The sequence below is a fragment of the Roseovarius lutimaris genome (assembly GCF_900115165.1).
In the GTDB taxonomy this organism is placed as follows: Bacteria; Pseudomonadota; Alphaproteobacteria; order Rhodobacterales; family Rhodobacteraceae; genus Roseovarius; species Roseovarius lutimaris.
In genome coordinates, this window is record NZ_FOVP01000023.1 from 1 (window position 1) to 14,880 (window position 14,880).

Sequence of the window (14,880 nt, forward strand, 5' to 3'; positions counted from 1 at the left end):
CGTTCCACAACAAGCTGGCCGATCTTGGAATGCAGTTTGTCGACATCAGCGGCACTAACCCGTTCAGGCGCTGAACCTTGGCGCGTAAAGGCCGCCGCCATGTTTTCTATCGCCGCGCGTTTCCACGTCCCAATCTGCGTCGGATGCACGCTGTATTTCTTGGACAGCTCGGCAAGCGTCATCTCCTCACGGATCGCTTCAAGAGCAACCTTGGCCTTAAAATCCGGCGAATGGTTCTTTCGTTTCTTCATTTTGGATCGTCACTTTCATCATGCGATCCACCTTAACGTCTGGTCCGAATTTCCGCGACCACCTCTCATTTGGGATGATTTCCCGGAAGAACTTCAGGATCGCATTCGCGAACTGTTTTTGGGTGGGGTAATGTCGGTTGTGCGTCACCTGCTGGTGCATGACGGCCCATAATCGTTCAATGGGGTTAAGGTGCGGGCAATACGGTGGCAGCTGGATCAGGTGGATTCTGCAGTCTGGCCTTGCGAGGAAAGCCCTGACGTCTGGTCCTTTATGGTAGGCGGCGTTGTCCCAGATCACATGAATAATGCGCTTGTCGGGGTTGCGGGCCTCGATCTTGGCGAGAAGCGGCGCGGCGCTGCCCCCATCGACGGTGGTTGGTTCGACAAAGGGCGCGTCGAAGGTTTCAAGGTTGAGCGCACCATGGATGTTCACTCGGCCACGTCCTGCCGTGGTCGTGACCGCTGGGTTTGACCCGGTCTTAACCCAGCCGAAGCCGGGTTTAGTCTGGTATTCGGGATGCACAGCATCAGCGAAATAGACGGCTTCATCCATGCTCATCTTACTCACCAGCCGTTCGTACATCGCGATGAACGCAGCCTGCTTTTCGGCAGATGCAACCCGTGGCAGGGCCTTGGGCTTGCGGTACTCGAACTCCAACCGGGCCAGAAGCTTGATGCAGCCGGAATGTGAATATTCCAAGCAAAATTTAGACGCGATGTGCGATCTGATCTCAACCGTCGAGCGGCAGAAGCGTCCTTCCAGCCAAGTGCATAACGCAGCTTCCTGTGCTGACGTCATACGGGACTGGCCACCCTTCCAGCCATCGACGGCAAGCGCGTCCCAACTGCTCTCTCGGTAGGTCTTGTACCAGCCGCGAATGGTATCGTCATCAAGGTAGAGAAATTCGGCTATCACCTGGCAGGACTTGCCGTCATCCAGCAACAGGATCGCATTCGCCCGCCGTGCAATGCCATGATCCTCGCGCTGACTGCCAACGCAGGCCTCAAGCTCAAGGCGCTCTGTTGAGGAAAGAAAGCCGGGACGGATCATGCACGTACCTGAAGCACTCCTGGCCCAGACGTCAACCCGTCAAAAATTCGGTTGCCCGAAGACTCTGTGTATAGTACTGATAAGTATCAGCTTTCTAACTTGACAATACTCCCACCGGAGGCATCCGGGGCCAACCACAGGTGCCTCCGGCGGGAGTATTTATGGAAAGATGAAAGCGGGCTCAGGCCTCGACCGCGATGTTGTCAATCAGGCGCACCCCGGCAAGCCAGGCGGCGGCCAAAAGGCGGGCGGGGCGTGTCGGGGTATCGAGCAGGCTGAGGTCGTCGTTGGCGCGCATTTCCAGGTATTCGACTTTGGTGAAGCCGGCCAGTTCCAGGCGTCTGATCGCGGCCGCTTGCAGCGGGGCAAATGCCTCGCCCGCGAGGAGGGCGGCGGCCAAGGTTTCCATTTCCTCGTGCAGGCGCGGGGCGGTGACGCGGGCGCGATCCGAGAGCAGCAGGTTGCGCGAGGACATCGCCAGCCCGTCAATCTCGCGGATGGTGGGACAGCCATGCACCGTGATGGGAATGTCGAGATCGCGTGCCATGCGGCGCACGATCTGAAGCTGCTGAAAATCTTTCTCGCCAAAGAACGCGTCGCTGGCCGAGGTTTGCAGGAACAGCTTGGCCACCACCGTGGCGACCCCGTCGAAATGCCCCGGTCGATGCGCCCCGCACAGCACATCGGTCAGCCCCGACACCGTGACCTTGCTCGAAAACCCGTCGGGATACATCTGTGGCCCGTCGGGCACATAAAGCGCGTCGACGTCAAAGCGTTCGAGCTTGCGGGCGTCGTCATGCTCGGTGCGGGGATAGTTCTCAAGGTCTTCGGGCGTGTTGAATTGCATCGGGTTGACAAAAATCGTCACGATCACCCGGTCACAGGCCGCCTTGGCCGCCTCGACCAGCGACAGGTGCCCGTCATGCAGCGCGCCCATTGTCGGCACGACGCCGATTGTCTCACCGGCAAGGCGCCAGGGCAGGGTGGTGTCACGCAGCATGTCAAGCTGGCGCAGAATGGGGGCTGGCATCAGGTCGGGGCCTTATCTGCAAAGGTATGTTCGGGGCCGGGAAAGGCACGTGCGCGCACCTCTTGGGCATAGCTGGCAATCGCCGCCTCACCATCGGTGCCAAGGGAAGCGTAGCGTTTCACGAATTTCGGTTTGAACGCCGTGAACAGGCCGAGCATGTCGTCGACCACAAGTATTTGCCCGTCACAGTTCACAGAGGCGCCGATGCCGATGGTCGGAATGGGAATCTCTGCGGTGATCTGATCGGCGAGGGCGGCGGGCACTTTTTCAAGCACGACGGAAAAGGCGCCGGCCTCGCTTACCGCGCGGGCATCGCCCATAAGCGCCTCGGCGGCATCGCCGCGGCCCTGAACCCTATAGCCGCCAAGCGTGTTGATGGATTGCGGCGTCAGGCCGATATGCGCCATCACCGGCACGCCGCGCGCCACCAGAAAGGCGATTGTCTCGGCCATATGACGACCACCTTCAAGCTTGATCGCGCCGGCGCCGGTCTCGGCCATAAGCCGCGCGGCATTTGCAAAGGCCTGTTGCGGCGATTCCTCGTAAGAGCCGAACGGCATGTCGAGCACCATCATCGCGCGGCTCAACCCGCGTGCCACCGCCTTGCCGTGCAGGATCATCATTTCCATGGTCACGCCAAGCGTCGAGGGCAGGCCATGCAGCACCATGCCGACGCTGTCACCGACAAGCACGAAGTCGCAATGCGCATCCATCATCTGGGCCATCGGCGTGGTATAGGCGGTCAGGCTGACAATCGGGGGGCCGCCCTTCATCGCCCGGATATCATCGGGCAGGGGGGCGGATTTTCGGGCTGTTGCGCTCATGGGTCTGTCCGGCTTGTTTCTGCATTGCAGCGCAGACTAGCAATTGCGCCGGGTGAAATCTACTGTTCTGTTGCGTCCTGAACAGCAGAAGGACCAAGCGCAATGCGCCGACTGCCATTTTATGGATATGTGCCGCGATGAGCGCGCTGGAGATTTCCAATCGCGATGCGCGCCGACTTTGGCTTGCGGTCAATGGGTTGGGCGCAGCGCCGATGGCGGGGCTGCCGGATGTGGCGGCGATGATCCGCGCACTTGGCTTTGTGCAGATCGACACGATCCGCAATGTGACCCGCGCCCATCACCACATCTTATGGAGCCGCGCCCCGCGCTATCGCGAGACGATGCTTTGGCCGCTTCTGGGTCAAAAGCGGCTGGTGTTTGAACATTTCACCCATGATGCCTCGCTTATCCCGATAGAGGTTCTGCCCAACTGGCAGGAACAGTTTCGCCGTCTGGGGCAAAAGGCGGCGACCAACGATTGGTATCGTTCGGGGCTTGCAAAAGACGAGGTGCGCGCCATCCGTGACCGGATCGAGGCCGAAGGGCCGCTTTCGACCCATGCCTTTGACAGCCGCACCATAAGCCGCGAGATGTGGGCGCGCCCGCCGCATAAAAAGGTGCTGGATCAGATGTGGTATGCCGGCGATCTGGCGACCAGCCACCGTGAGAAATTCGTCAAGTTCTACGATCTCGGTGAACGGGTTTTTCCCGATATCGCGGCCGATTGCCCACCCGCGCGGGATCAAATCGGTTGGCTGTGCGATCAGGCGCTGGAGCGGTTGGTGATCGCCACGCCCGGCGAGATACAGCGATTCTGGGGCGTGGCAAGCGCGCCAGAGGTGCGCGATTGGCTCGCGCGACGCCGCCTTGTCGATGTGGCGGTGACCGGCGCGGATGGCACGCGGCAAAAGGCCTGGGCCCTACCGGATATCGAGGTGCGCCTGGCTGCCTGCGTACCCGTCGCGCGGCGTCTGCGTCTTCTCAACCCGTTCGATCCGGCGATCCGGGATCGCAACCGGCTTTTGCGGCTGTTCGGGTTTCAGTATCGCAACGAGATGTTCGTGCCGCAAAACCAGCGGATATGGGGCTATTACGTCTATCCGCTGCTTGAGGGCGATACATTTGTTGGCCGGATCGAGATCAAAGCGGACCGCGCGGCAAACTGGATGGCGGTCACCGGGTTCTGGCCCGAGCCGGGCGTGAAATGGGGCATCGGGCGGTGTGAGCGGCTGGACCTCGAATTGCGCCGCTTTGCCCGGCTGGCCGGGATCACCGATATTCGCTGGGACGTCTCGCGCCCGGCCTGAGCACCCTTGTGGCGAGCGCGCCGCATGGTGCGGGGGTGATGGTGGCGGCTTTGCGGGACTAAGTGTTAATTTGCAGATCGGGCGCCAATGGCCGCTTTACGTGCGCCAGCGCCTTCCAGAACCTCTAGACATGAAACGGCCAATAAGAGGAAGTAACCCGCTGTATGAACGGGAGGTCTCAAGTCAGATGTGCAAATCCTACAATTTGCAGGGAAATGACATGCCGGTTAGTCAAGTTCCTCAATTTCGAATACAAAGAAAATTCAGCAAGTTGAGTAAAACCATCACAGTCGCCAATTTTGGCCCCTCGTATCGTTCATGATGCAATGGTCAAGCTTCATGACTGAGCAAAATCTAATGGAAGGTCACCTCAATGACAGAATTCTCCGAGCTTCAAGCACTTTTCATCAATACATCTCTCAAGCGTGAACCATCTGAAAGCCATACCAAGTTGCTGATGAATGCATCGGGAAATATCATGGCGGAGCAAGGTGTATCGGTCGAGCATTTGCATATGCTTAGCCACCAAATACCACCCGGCGTTTATCCCGACATGACAGACCATGGATGGGATAAAGATGATTGGCCCAATATTTGGAGAATGGTCCTCGCAGCTGACATCCTCGTCATCGGCACACCGCTGTGGTTGGGTGAAGAATCCTCGGTTTGTCGGGTATTGATCGAGCGCCTGTACGGCATGTCCGGCGAGTTGAACGACAAAGGCCAGTCAGTTTTTTATGGTAAAGCCGCGGGTTGCGTGGTTACGGGCAACGAGGACGGTATCAAACATGCCGCAATGACAATCGGTTACGCAATGAGCCATCTGGGCTACACGATCCCACCCCAAGCTGATTGTGGCTGGATCGGAGAGGCGGGGCCAGGCCCTTCATATGGCGACAAAAAAGATGATGGCAGTCTGGTTGGATTCGACAACGAATTTACGCAACGGAACACCACTATTATGACATGGAACCTGATGCACTTGGCGCGGATGCTGAAAAACGCCGGTGGATACTCAAATCAGGGGAATGATCGAAATGCTTGGGCGGCGGGTGCACGGTTTGGTTTTGAGAACCCAGAATACCGAAGTTGATTTAGATTCTCTTGCCTCAGGAATCAACATCACAGGATAGGCTTATGCGCTTCTCATGATAGCAGTACTTTGTACGGTTTGCAGCATTGGTAACAATGAGTTCTGAGCTGACATTTGTCCGCTGCTTTGCGACGGATCGCCCTTTCATGCGGACATGCGGACGCCCCCCAAGGCCCAACCGACCGATGATATCGGGGCATGCGTCGGTTTTGCGCGCTCTTGTGTCGGCTGGGCTGTGCGCGGTTATGCAGGATTGATAAATATCGGGCAACGCATGCACCAAGGGAGTCGCAGCTCATGAAAACCAATGTCAAAGCCCTGGTCGTCGGCGGTGGCGCCGTCGGGACCTCGATTGCCTATCATCTGGCGCGCGCCGGGTGGGCGGATGTCATGCTGCTTGAGCGCGACGAGCTAACCAGCGGCAGCACATGGCATGCCGCCGGCCTTTTACCCTTGTTCAACATGTCCTATGCCACCACCCATATTCACAAATATTCGGTCGATTTCTACAAGACGCTTGAAGCGGAAACCGGCCTTAACGCCGGTTTTGCCGTGGTCGGCAACCTGCGCATGGCCCAGACCAAGGAACGGATGGATGAGTATATGCTTTATGCCTCGACCGCCGAAACCTGTGGTGTGCCCTATGAGTGGCTGACCCCCGATGAGATCAAGGCCCGCTGGCCACTGATCAATACCGAGGATCTTGAAGGCGCGATCTATCACAGCACCGACGGCTATATTAACCCCGCCGATGTGACCCAGGCGATGGCCAAGGGCGCGCGTCAGCGCGGCGTGATGATCGAGCGCAAATGGCAGGCGGATGCGTTTCACTGGACCGGCACCCATTGGGAGGTGACCTGTACCAGGATGGTGGAAAAGGGCGGCAACCTTGTGCCCGGCGACGAGCAGATCACCATCACCGCCGAGCATGTGGTCACGGCCTCGGGCAACCACGCCCAGACCACCGCCAGAAAGCTTGGCATCAAGATCCCCGCGATCCCGGTCGAGCATCAGTTTATCGTCATGGACAAGGACCCGGCATTGGTCGAATACCGTGCCAATGGCGGGCAGGAGCACCCCGTCGTGCGTGACGCCGATGCGCAATCTTATGTGCGCGAAGAGCGCGGCGGCTGGATCCTGGGTGTCTATGAGAAAAATGCACCGGCCTGCTTTGAGTACGGCGTGCCCGACAGCTTTCGCGCGGACCTGTTCCCGCTCGATCTTGAGCGGATCGAAGAACAGTACATGGCGATGATCCACCGGGTGCCGTCCTGTGAAGACTCTGGCCTCAAGGACGATTTCAACGGGCCGATCTGCTATACGCCCGATGGCAATCCGCTGGTCGGTCCGGCGCCGGGGCTGCGCAATATGTGGCTGGCCGAGGGCTTTAGCTTTGGCATCACCGCCGCGGGTGGCACGGGCTATTATCTGGCGCAGCTTATGGTCGATGGCGAGGCCGAGATCGACATGGCGTCGCTCGATCCCAAACGCTACAGCCAAAACTGGATGACCACCGAATTTGCCGCGCGCAAGAACGAAGAATGCTATGATCACGTCTATATCCTGCACCATCCCGACGAGGAACGCCCGGCCTGTCGACCGCTGCGCACGGTGCCGGCCTATGACCGCCAGAAAGCACGCGGCGCGCAATTTGGGTTTGTGAATGGCTGGGAGCGCCCGAATTATTTCGGCCCGCTCGACGCGCCCGAGAACTTTGACCATGACGCGCGCAGCTTCCGTCGCGGCGGCTGGTGGCAACATGCGGTGGAAGAGGCCCGCGCGATCCGCGAAGGCGTTGGCCTGATCGACGCCTCGGCCTTTACCAAGCATGTGGTCAAGGGCCCCGGCGCGACGGCGTTCCTTGATTGGTTCACCTGCAACAAGCTGCCGAAAGTCGGGCGGATCAACCTGACCTATGCGCTGACCGGCAAGGGCACGACGCGCACCGAGTACACCATCGTGCGCAATGGCGAGGATAATTATTACCTCGTCTCGGCCGGCGCCTGGACGGAATATGACGCCGATTATCTGCGCAAGGCGGCCGAGGACAAAGCCCCCGAATTCGGCTATATCGAAATTCAGGACGTGACCACCCAATGGGGCGTGTTTGCCATCGCCGGCCCCAAATCGCGCGATGTCCTGCGCGCGGTGATCAAGGACGCCGATCCCGACACAGCGCTGAGCAACAAGCGGTTTCCCTGGCTGACCGCGCGCAAGATCGAGCTGGGCATGTGCCCGGTCAACGCCATCCGCGTCGCCTATACCGGCGAGCTTGGCTGGGAATTGCACCACCCGATCGAAATGCAGAATTATCTGTTCGATCTGCTCGAAAAGGCCGGTGAAAAACACGGGATGAAACTGGTTGGCGCGCGGGCTCAAAACTGGCTCCGACAGGAGAAATCCTACCGCGCCTTCGGCAACGAGTTGGGGCGCGACGCAACCCCTCTCGAGGCCGATCTGCCGCGCTTTGTCGACCTTGAGAAAGAGTTCCACGGCAAGGATGCGATGGTCCAGACCGGCGTGCGTTCAAAATGCTGCACGCTTTTGATCGACGGGCCAGAGGATGCCGACCCATGGGGCCGCGAAGTGCTCTACACGCCCGAGGGCGCGCGCGTTGGCCGATTGACTTCGGGGGGCTATTCGGTGGCCTTTGGAAAATCCATAGGCATGGGGTATGTCAAACCCGAACACACCGCGCCGGGCACCAGGCTCAAGGTCAAAATCCTTGACCGGCTTTGGGATGCCGAGGTGACCGTCGATAGCCCCTATGACCCAAAAAACGAGACCATCCGCAAGGACGGCTGATCAGACCAAGGATCACAAAGACGGGGCCGGGGGATACACTCCGGCCTCTGTTTCTTCTGGCCGAAAATATCCTCGGGGAGTTTGAGGGGTGAAACCCCTCATCAAAACCGGAAACTGCGCGGCGCAGCCGCTCAATTTTGAAAAACCGCGTTCAGCGCCTGTGCGACCGCAGCCATTTTTGCCACTCACCGCGGCTGCCGTTGAAGACATTGACATCAACGCCGCCGGTGACACCCGGAACGAGGCCGGTGCCGGTATATTGCCAGAATTTCCAGTGTTGGTCGGGATAAACCTGCTCCAGCGACTTTGCGGTAGAGCGCAGCCAGAATTCGACGCCCGGTAACTTGCCCATCTGGTTCTGGCGATAAAACTCCGGCGTGGTATAGATGATCGGGCGCTGGCCGTAGTGCTTTTCGACCAAGGTCAGGAAAATCCGCGCCTGACGGCGGACTTCTTGTGCCGGGGGGCGTTTGACGCAGGTTGGCGAATGCGGGTTCCATTCCATGTCCAGCACCGGCGGCAGGGTGCCACGGCGACGCGGGACATTTTGAATGAACCAGGCCGCCTGTTCCTTGGCCGGGCGACAGAAGTAATAAAAGTGATAGGCGCCGCGCGGGATGCCCGCGCGCCGTGCGCCACCCCAGTGATCGGCAAACATCGGATCAAAGAAATCGCCGCCCTCGGTGGCCTTGATAAAGACAAACTCCACGCCCGCGCGTTTGGCCTTGCGCCAGTCGATCCGATCCTGAAACCGGGCGACGTCAAGCCCGTGAACCCCGTAGCTGTCAGGCGCGCGCCCGGTCCAGACCACCGGGGCGTTGTCGCCAAAACGATAGCCCGCCTGTCCGGGCAGGGCGAGCGAGAGCAAAATCAAGCTTAGCAAAAATACGCGGACCATGCGGCACCTCTGTTTGACAGGCACATGTAGGGTGGGTGAAACCCACGGCCCTGCACCTTGTGGGCTCGCCAGGAGCGTGGGTTTCACCCACCCTACACCTGCCGATCAAGTGTTTGCGCAAGACGGGCGCGACACGACCCGCTGGTTTAGCGCATGAATTTCCCCATCACATCATCCAAAACCGAACCATCGCCATCGGCGTCCAGCATCGAGGTCAGCATCGACAGATCCGGCCCGCCCTGGGCGCCCGCCTTGCCGCCGCCAAGCCAACCGCCGACCATGCCCATCAGGCCGCCGCCCTGACTGCCGCCGGAAAACGCCTGCATCATCCCGTCGATCGAGCTGTCGGGCATCTGTTTTTGCAACCCGCCCTGCACCATAGCGGCAATCGCCGGAAGAAATTGCGCCACGGTGCTTTGATCAACGCCGACGCGGCTTGCGGCCTCGGCGGCGAGGCCCTGTGCGTCTTGCTGACCACCCATCAGGCTTTCGAGAAAGGCCAGGCCCTGTTGCTGACCGGCGGCGCTTGCGGCGACGGTTGCATCCTCGAACATCGGCGCCTGATCCTCACCGCGCAGCGCGCCAAGCACGCTGTCAAGACCGCCGCTTTCGGCACGCTGTTTCGCCGCCGAGCCGATGACCGGGGCCAGCATTCCGGTCAGCTGGTTGGCCTTGGCCTCGTCCAGACCAAGCTGTGCGGCCAGCTGGGAAATGCCCTGACCGCCCTGGGCCTGTTGCAGAAGCTTCATGATCGACATGGGGGGATCCTCTCTACTGATACAATTTGGTTGCTAGCCAAACACGAAAGCCGCAGCCCACAAAGGGGAATTCCCGAAAAGGTCACGCATTCTGCGCCCGATCACCCGGATGCACTGAGTTCATCATAGCACGCCAGGGCCTTGGCGGCATACATCATCGCCGGGCCGCCCCCCATCTGAATGCACATGGCGATGACGTCGCCGATTTCTGCGCGCGTCGCCCCGGTCTTGATCAGCGCCTCGATGTGAAGCGCGATGCAGGGCTCGCATTTGGTGGCGACCGCAATGCCGAGGGCGACGAATTCCTTGGTCTTGAAATCAAGCGTGCCGCCTTCTTTCACCGCCTTGCCAAGCCCGCCAAAGGCGCGGGCGGTGTCGGGGATCAGCGCGTTGAGGGCGCGCAAATCCGTGCGGGTATTGCTTAGGGTGTCGGTCCAGATCATGGCAGTGCCTTGTAATAAGTTGCTTCGCCGTGACCCTAGCCCTGCGCGACGCAGGCTGGCCTTGATCCAGATCAGGCGCGCCGCTCGGCGACCAGCATGAGGTTGTTGGCGGGCATCTCCAGAGTCTTGACCGGGTCAAGGCCAGCCGCTTGCAGCCAACCCATGACATCGGCCAGATCCTTATAACCGATCTCGGGGTCTTGCGCGCAGAGGCTGGCATGAAACCGGGCGTCGCCCTCGGAGGTGGCGGCCCCATCGCGCAGAAACGGGCCGTAGATCACGAAGCGCCCGTTTGGCGCAAGCGCCAGAGCGGCTTGCTTGATCAGGGTTTGCGCCTCGGGGGCGCTTATCAGGTGCAAGAGGTTGATCAGCACTATCAGATCCTGACCGCCATGGCGCGCGCCCCAGCCATCGGCGGTGGCATCAAGCGCGATTGCGGCGCGCAGGTTGGGCAGGGCAGCGTCGCCTGCATAGGCGTCGATACTGGCGCGCCGCGCGGGGTCAATCTCGCTCGGTTGCCAGATCAAGCCGGGCAAGGCGGCGGCGAAGTGCAGCATGTGCTGGCCCGTGCCGCTGGCGATCTCAAGCGCGCGCCCCGACGAGGGCGCGATACCTTGCAGGGCCTGCGTGATCGCGGGCGCATTGCGCTCTGCCGAAGGCGCCGACAGGCGCGCTCCGGTGACCTGATGCGCGACCGAGGCGGTTTCGGGAAGGGGGCGGCGGGTTGTCATCTCAGGCCTCCTCAAGCCGGTCGGTGGCGGGGGCGGGCGTGGGGCTTAGCGCGCAAAGGCGGGCGTAAAGCGCGTCGTCCATGTCGAAACCGGTTGCGGCAAGGGAGGGCGCAAGCTGTTCGGCGGAGCGCGCCGACAGGATCGGCATCGGCCCGGCCGGGTGGCGCGCGGCCCAGGCGGCGGCCAGCGTCGCGGGGTGCAGGCCCATCCGGGTCGCAATCGCCGCCAGATCACGCGCGGCGTTGTGCATCCAGTCAAGCCCATAGCGCGCGGCGTAGCGGTCATTGTCGGTCAGGCGCCCGGTGCCGCCACTGGCATATTTGCCAGTCAAGAGCCCGCCCGCCAGTGGCGAATAGGGCGCGACGGCGATGTCTTCGGCGGCGCACATCGGCATAATCTCGACCTCGGCCTGACGCTTGACGAGATTGTACATCGGCTGAAGGATCGAGATCCGCAGATCGAATGTGGCGGCGATACAGGCGGCCTTCATCACCTGCCATGCGGCAAAGTTTGACAGGCCGACATGGCCAATCTGGCCGCGCGATTTCAAAAGCGCGAAGGTTTCCAAAGTCTCGTTAAGGTCCGTCGCCGCGTCAAAGCGGTGCAGATAGAGGATATCGACATGATCGAGCCCAAGCCGCTTGCGTGAGGTATCGAATTGCGCCAGCAGATTGTCGCGCCCCGCGCCCCCGGCATAGCCCGCCTTTGTCGCAATGATCAGGCGCTCTCGATGGCCGGGGATGAACCTGCCCAAAAGGGTCTCGGAGGCGCCGTCGTTATAGAGATGCGCGGTGTCGAAATGGGTGATGCCCGCGTCAAGGCTTGCCTCGAACATGGCGCGGCTTTCGGCCTCATCGGCGAGACCGCCAAATTGCATGGTGCCAAAGGCAAAGCGGCTTGCCGGGGTTCCATCGGGGGATGTCAGTGTGTTTGTCATGTCGCGAACTGTGCCACGGTGCATATCCAAAGGGAAGATGCTACCTTGTTGCTTGAAACTCGGGGTCAGGCGGCTTAGGCGAGGGAAACGTTGCCCGATCCCCGCCCCGATCCCCGCAAGGAACACACTGCCATGAAAATGCACGAAACCTTTATCAAGCCGATGCACCCCGAGGGGCGCAAATTCGTGGCGATCTTTGCCGCGATCACGCTGGTGCTGTTCATGGTCTGGGATGTGCTGGGCTGGGCCGGTCTTGGGCTGACGATCTGGTGCTATTATTTCTTTCGCGACCCCGAGCGCGTGACGCCCGAACGCCCCGATCTGATCATCAGCCCGGCCGACGGCATGGTGTCGCTGATCGAACCGGCGGTGCCACCAAGCGAGCTTGGCCTGCCCGATACCCCGCTGACGCGGGTAAGCGTGTTCATGAGCGTGTTCAACTGTCACATTAACCGCGCGCCGGTGGCGGGGCGGGTGCAGGCCGTGGCCTATCGTCCCGGCAAGTTTCTCAACGCCTCGCTCGACAAGGCCAGCGCAGACAATGAACGCAATGGCGTGGTGATCGAGATGGCCGATGGGCGGCTGTTGCCGGTTGTGCAGATCGCCGGCCTCGTGGCGCGCCGGATCGTGTGCTTTGTCGACAAAGAGGCCACTCTCAAGCGCGGCGAACGCTTTGGCCTGATCCGCTTTGGCTCGCGGCTTGATGTCTATTTGCCAGACGGGGTACAGCCGCAGGTGCGCGTTGGCCAAACCATGATCGCCGGCGAAACCGTAATTGCAGAGCTGAGCGCCGTCAAAGGGCCCGCGAAATGACCACCCCCCGCAAAGAGGTCACTCTGGCACAGCTGTTGCCGAACATGCTTACGGTGGCGGCCATTTGTGCCGGCATCACCGCCATTCGGCTTGGGGTGCAGGGCGATTTCGTGCGCGCGGTGCAGCTCTTGCTGATCGCGGGGGTTCTTGACGGGCTTGACGGGCGGCTGGCGCGGCTTTTGCGCAGCAGCAGCGCGATGGGCGCCGAGCTGGATTCGCTTGCCGATTTCCTCAACTTCGGCGTCGCGGCGCCGCTGGTGGTGTATTACTGGGGCCTTCAGGATGTGGCGCGTCAGGCCGGCTGGATCGCGGTACTGTTCTTTGCGGTCTGCTGTGTGATGCGGTTGGCGCGGTTCAATGTTTCGGCCAAGTCCGAGGACACCAAGGGCGGATCGGGGGCCTATTTCGAGGGGCTGCCGTCGCCTGCGGGCGCGCTTCTGGCGATGTTGCCGATGTTTGTCACCTTTGCCATTCCGGGCATGTCGACACCACCCGCGCCGCTGATCGGGCTTTACATGGCCGGGGTGGGCCTTCTGATGATTTCGCCGGTGCCGATCTGGTCGTTCAAGAAAACCAAGATCTCGCGCGAGAATGTAAAGTTTTTCCTGCTCGGCTTTGCCTGCGTCGCGGCTGCGCTGGTGATCTTTACCTGGACCGCGCTGATCGTGATGTGTCTGGCCTATGTGGGCACTGTGATCTGGGCAATTTTCGCCTGGCATCCCAAGGACGCTTGACCGGGGCAGGCATCGGCGCGCAGACCTGAGCGCCAGTGATTTCGGGCAATCGGCCCTTTTGCACAGAAACGAAAACAGCCGCCAGTCGCCCGGCGGCTGTTGTTTTTACCCTGTTCGACAGGCTTAGTTGGGGATGTCGCCGGTGATACCTTCGACATAGAAATTCATCCCCAGAAGCGTGCCGTCATCGGCGGCTTCACCTTCGGCAAGCCAATCGCTGCCGTCCTGCTTCTTCAGCGGGCCGGTGAAGGGGTGATAGCTGCCGTCGGCAAGGGCGGCCTTGAGGGCAAGCGCCTCGGCCTTGATGTCTTCGGGTACCGCGCTGCTGATCTCGCCGATGCCAACCATGCCGGGGCCGATGCCGTCCCATGTCTGAACGCTTTCCCATGTGCCATCCATCACCGCTTGGGTGCGGGCGATGTAATAGGGCGCCCAATTGTCGATGATCGAACTGACGCGCGGCATCGGGGCATATTCCCCCATATCCGAGGCCTGCCCGAAGGTGATGACATTGCCGGCCTTTTCGGCGGCGGCCTGCGGCGCGGTTGAATCGGTATGTTGCAGGATCACGTCCGCCCCCTGTTCGATCAACGCTGTGGCGGCGTCGGCCTCTTTGGCGGGATCAAACCAAGTATAGGCCCAGATGATCTTGAACTCGACATCGGGGTTGACCTTGCGGGCATGAATATAGGCCGAATTGATGCCGCGAATAACCTCGGGGATCGGGAAAGAGGCGATATAGCCGATGATATTCGACTTGGTCATCTTGCCCGCAATATGGCCCTGTACCGCGCGCCCCTCGTAGAAACGCGCCGAATAGGTCGAGAGGTTCGGCGCGGTCTTGAACCCGGTGGCGTGTTCGAATTTCACGTTTCCGAATTTCCCGGCCACGGCGAGCGTCGGTTCCATATAGCCAAACGAGGTGGTAAAGATCAGGTCCGCCCCCTGAAGCGCCATCTGCGTGATCGCGCGTTCGGCATCGGCGCCCTCGGGCACGCTCTCCTGATAGACGGTTTCAACCTTGTCGCCGAAATGCGCCTCGACCGCGAGGCGGCCCTTGTCATGCTCATAGGTCCAGCCGCCATCGCCGATCGGGCCGACATAGATAAAGCCGACCTTGGTCTTGTCCTGCGCCATCGCGGATGTCGCCAGCCCAAGCGCCAGGGTGGCGGTTGCAAGCAGTTTGGTGAGGGTCATATGTGGGG

Annotated in this window: 15 protein-coding genes; 5 read left to right on the forward strand and 10 right to left on the reverse strand. The window is 60.7% G+C overall.

Annotated features, from left to right (window positions below; genetic code table 11):
* From BMZ91_RS21850 to panB, 4 genes are all read right to left on the reverse strand, one after another.
* A partial coding sequence (locus BMZ91_RS21850) for a transposase (protein WP_143076383.1) occupies positions 1 to 251 on the reverse strand: 251 nt, incomplete at its 3' end.
* The gene (locus BMZ91_RS17570) at positions 217 to 1,302 is read right to left on the reverse strand and encodes an IS630 family transposase (protein ID WP_245736453.1); all 1,086 of its coding nucleotides are present in this window, start codon (positions 1,300 to 1,302) and stop codon (positions 217 to 219) included. The genes BMZ91_RS21850 and BMZ91_RS17570, both read right to left, overlap by 35 nt.
* Before the next feature lie 181 nt (positions 1,303 to 1,483).
* Complete coding sequence (gene panC / locus BMZ91_RS17575) at positions 1,484 to 2,332, reverse strand: pantoate--beta-alanine ligase (protein WP_092841649.1); 849 nt, start codon at positions 2,330 to 2,332, stop codon at positions 1,484 to 1,486.
* Positions 2,332 to 3,156, reverse strand: coding sequence for a 3-methyl-2-oxobutanoate hydroxymethyltransferase (gene panB, locus BMZ91_RS17580; protein ID WP_092841651.1), 825 nt, complete (start codon positions 3,154 to 3,156; stop codon positions 2,332 to 2,334). The genes panC and panB overlap by 1 nt, the downstream gene beginning before the upstream one ends.
* Before the next feature lie 137 nt (positions 3,157 to 3,293).
* On the opposite strand from panB, the gene BMZ91_RS17585 reads away from it, so the two are divergent.
* The 3 genes from BMZ91_RS17585 to BMZ91_RS17595 all read left to right on the forward strand — a co-directional run bounded on the left by BMZ91_RS17585 (position 3,294) and on the right by BMZ91_RS17595 (position 8,361).
* Complete coding sequence (locus BMZ91_RS17585) at positions 3,294 to 4,463, forward strand: winged helix-turn-helix domain-containing protein (protein ID WP_092841653.1); 1,170 nt, start codon at positions 3,294 to 3,296, stop codon at positions 4,461 to 4,463.
* A 373-nt stretch (positions 4,464 to 4,836) separates the two neighbouring features.
* On the forward strand, positions 4,837 to 5,556 hold the full coding sequence (locus BMZ91_RS17590; protein ID WP_092841655.1) for a flavodoxin family protein: 720 nt from the start codon (positions 4,837 to 4,839) through the stop codon (positions 5,554 to 5,556).
* A gap of 297 nt (positions 5,557 to 5,853) precedes the next feature.
* Complete coding sequence (locus BMZ91_RS17595; protein ID WP_092841657.1) at positions 5,854 to 8,361, forward strand: GcvT family protein; 2,508 nt, start codon at positions 5,854 to 5,856, stop codon at positions 8,359 to 8,361.
* A gap of 151 nt (positions 8,362 to 8,512) precedes the next feature.
* On the opposite strand, the gene BMZ91_RS17600 is transcribed toward BMZ91_RS17595, so the two are convergent.
* The 5 genes from BMZ91_RS17600 to BMZ91_RS17620 form a co-directional block, all read right to left on the reverse strand.
* Positions 8,513 to 9,259, reverse strand: coding sequence for a glycoside hydrolase family 25 protein (locus BMZ91_RS17600; protein ID WP_092841659.1), 747 nt, complete (start codon positions 9,257 to 9,259; stop codon positions 8,513 to 8,515).
* A 146-nt stretch (positions 9,260 to 9,405) separates the two neighbouring features.
* Positions 9,406 to 10,017: a DUF937 domain-containing protein gene (locus tag BMZ91_RS17605; RefSeq protein WP_245736455.1), complete on the reverse strand. Its 612-nt coding sequence runs from the start codon at positions 10,015 to 10,017 to the stop codon at positions 9,406 to 9,408.
* Positions 10,018 to 10,118: 101 nt separating this feature from the next.
* Positions 10,119 to 10,460 (reverse strand): carboxymuconolactone decarboxylase family protein, encoded by a 342-nt coding sequence (locus BMZ91_RS17610; protein ID WP_092841661.1) that lies wholly within the window; start codon positions 10,458 to 10,460, stop codon positions 10,119 to 10,121.
* Positions 10,461 to 10,531: 71 nt separating this feature from the next.
* Positions 10,532 to 11,191 (reverse strand): DUF938 domain-containing protein, encoded by a 660-nt coding sequence (locus BMZ91_RS17615; protein WP_092841663.1) that lies wholly within the window; start codon positions 11,189 to 11,191, stop codon positions 10,532 to 10,534.
* 1 nt (position 11,192) lies between these two features.
* Positions 11,193 to 12,128: an aldo/keto reductase gene (locus BMZ91_RS17620; RefSeq protein ID WP_092841665.1), complete on the reverse strand. Its 936-nt coding sequence runs from the start codon at positions 12,126 to 12,128 to the stop codon at positions 11,193 to 11,195.
* Positions 12,129 to 12,218: 90 nt separating this feature from the next.
* On the opposite strand from BMZ91_RS17620, the gene BMZ91_RS17625 reads away from it, so the two are divergent.
* Positions 12,219 to 12,941, forward strand: a complete 723-nt coding sequence (locus BMZ91_RS17625; RefSeq protein WP_281243390.1) for a phosphatidylserine decarboxylase — start codon at positions 12,219 to 12,221, stop codon at positions 12,939 to 12,941.
* The gene (locus BMZ91_RS17630; protein WP_092841669.1) at positions 12,938 to 13,675 is read left to right on the forward strand and encodes a CDP-alcohol phosphatidyltransferase family protein; all 738 of its coding nucleotides are present in this window, start codon (positions 12,938 to 12,940) and stop codon (positions 13,673 to 13,675) included. Before BMZ91_RS17625 ends, BMZ91_RS17630 begins: the two co-directional genes overlap by 4 nt.
* 123 nt (positions 13,676 to 13,798) lie before the next feature.
* Here BMZ91_RS17630 and BMZ91_RS17635 read toward each other — a convergent pair whose 3' ends face one another.
* The gene (locus BMZ91_RS17635) at positions 13,799 to 14,872 is read right to left on the reverse strand and encodes a BMP family ABC transporter substrate-binding protein (RefSeq protein WP_092841712.1); all 1,074 of its coding nucleotides are present in this window, start codon (positions 14,870 to 14,872) and stop codon (positions 13,799 to 13,801) included.
* Positions 14,873 to 14,880: the final 8 nt, after the last annotated feature.

Coding starts and splice junctions, on each gene's coding strand:
- BMZ91_RS17570 (WP_245736453.1), bottom strand. CDS start 1,302: ATGATCCGTCCCGGCTTTCTTTCCTCAACAGAGCGCCTTGAGCTTGAG.
- panC (WP_092841649.1), bottom strand. CDS start 2,332: ATGCCAGCCCCCATTCTGCGCCAGCTTGACATGCTGCGTGACACCACC.
- panB (WP_092841651.1), bottom strand. CDS start 3,156: ATGAGCGCAACAGCCCGAAAATCCGCCCCCCTGCCCGATGATATCCGG.
- BMZ91_RS17585 (WP_092841653.1), top strand. CDS start 3,294: ATGAGCGCGCTGGAGATTTCCAATCGCGATGCGCGCCGACTTTGGCTT.
- BMZ91_RS17590 (WP_092841655.1), top strand. CDS start 4,837: ATGACAGAATTCTCCGAGCTTCAAGCACTTTTCATCAATACATCTCTC.
- BMZ91_RS17595 (WP_092841657.1), top strand. CDS start 5,854: ATGAAAACCAATGTCAAAGCCCTGGTCGTCGGCGGTGGCGCCGTCGGG.
- BMZ91_RS17600 (WP_092841659.1), bottom strand. CDS start 9,259: ATGGTCCGCGTATTTTTGCTAAGCTTGATTTTGCTCTCGCTCGCCCTG.
- BMZ91_RS17605 (WP_245736455.1), bottom strand. CDS start 10,017: ATGTCGATCATGAAGCTTCTGCAACAGGCCCAGGGCGGTCAGGGCATT.
- BMZ91_RS17610 (WP_092841661.1), bottom strand. CDS start 10,460: ATGATCTGGACCGACACCCTAAGCAATACCCGCACGGATTTGCGCGCC.
- BMZ91_RS17615 (WP_092841663.1), bottom strand. CDS start 11,191: ATGACAACCCGCCGCCCCCTTCCCGAAACCGCCTCGGTCGCGCATCAG.
- BMZ91_RS17620 (WP_092841665.1), bottom strand. CDS start 12,128: ATGACAAACACACTGACATCCCCCGATGGAACCCCGGCAAGCCGCTTT.
- BMZ91_RS17630 (WP_092841669.1), top strand. CDS start 12,938: ATGACCACCCCCCGCAAAGAGGTCACTCTGGCACAGCTGTTGCCGAAC.
- BMZ91_RS17635 (WP_092841712.1), bottom strand. CDS start 14,872: ATGACCCTCACCAAACTGCTTGCAACCGCCACCCTGGCGCTTGGGCTG.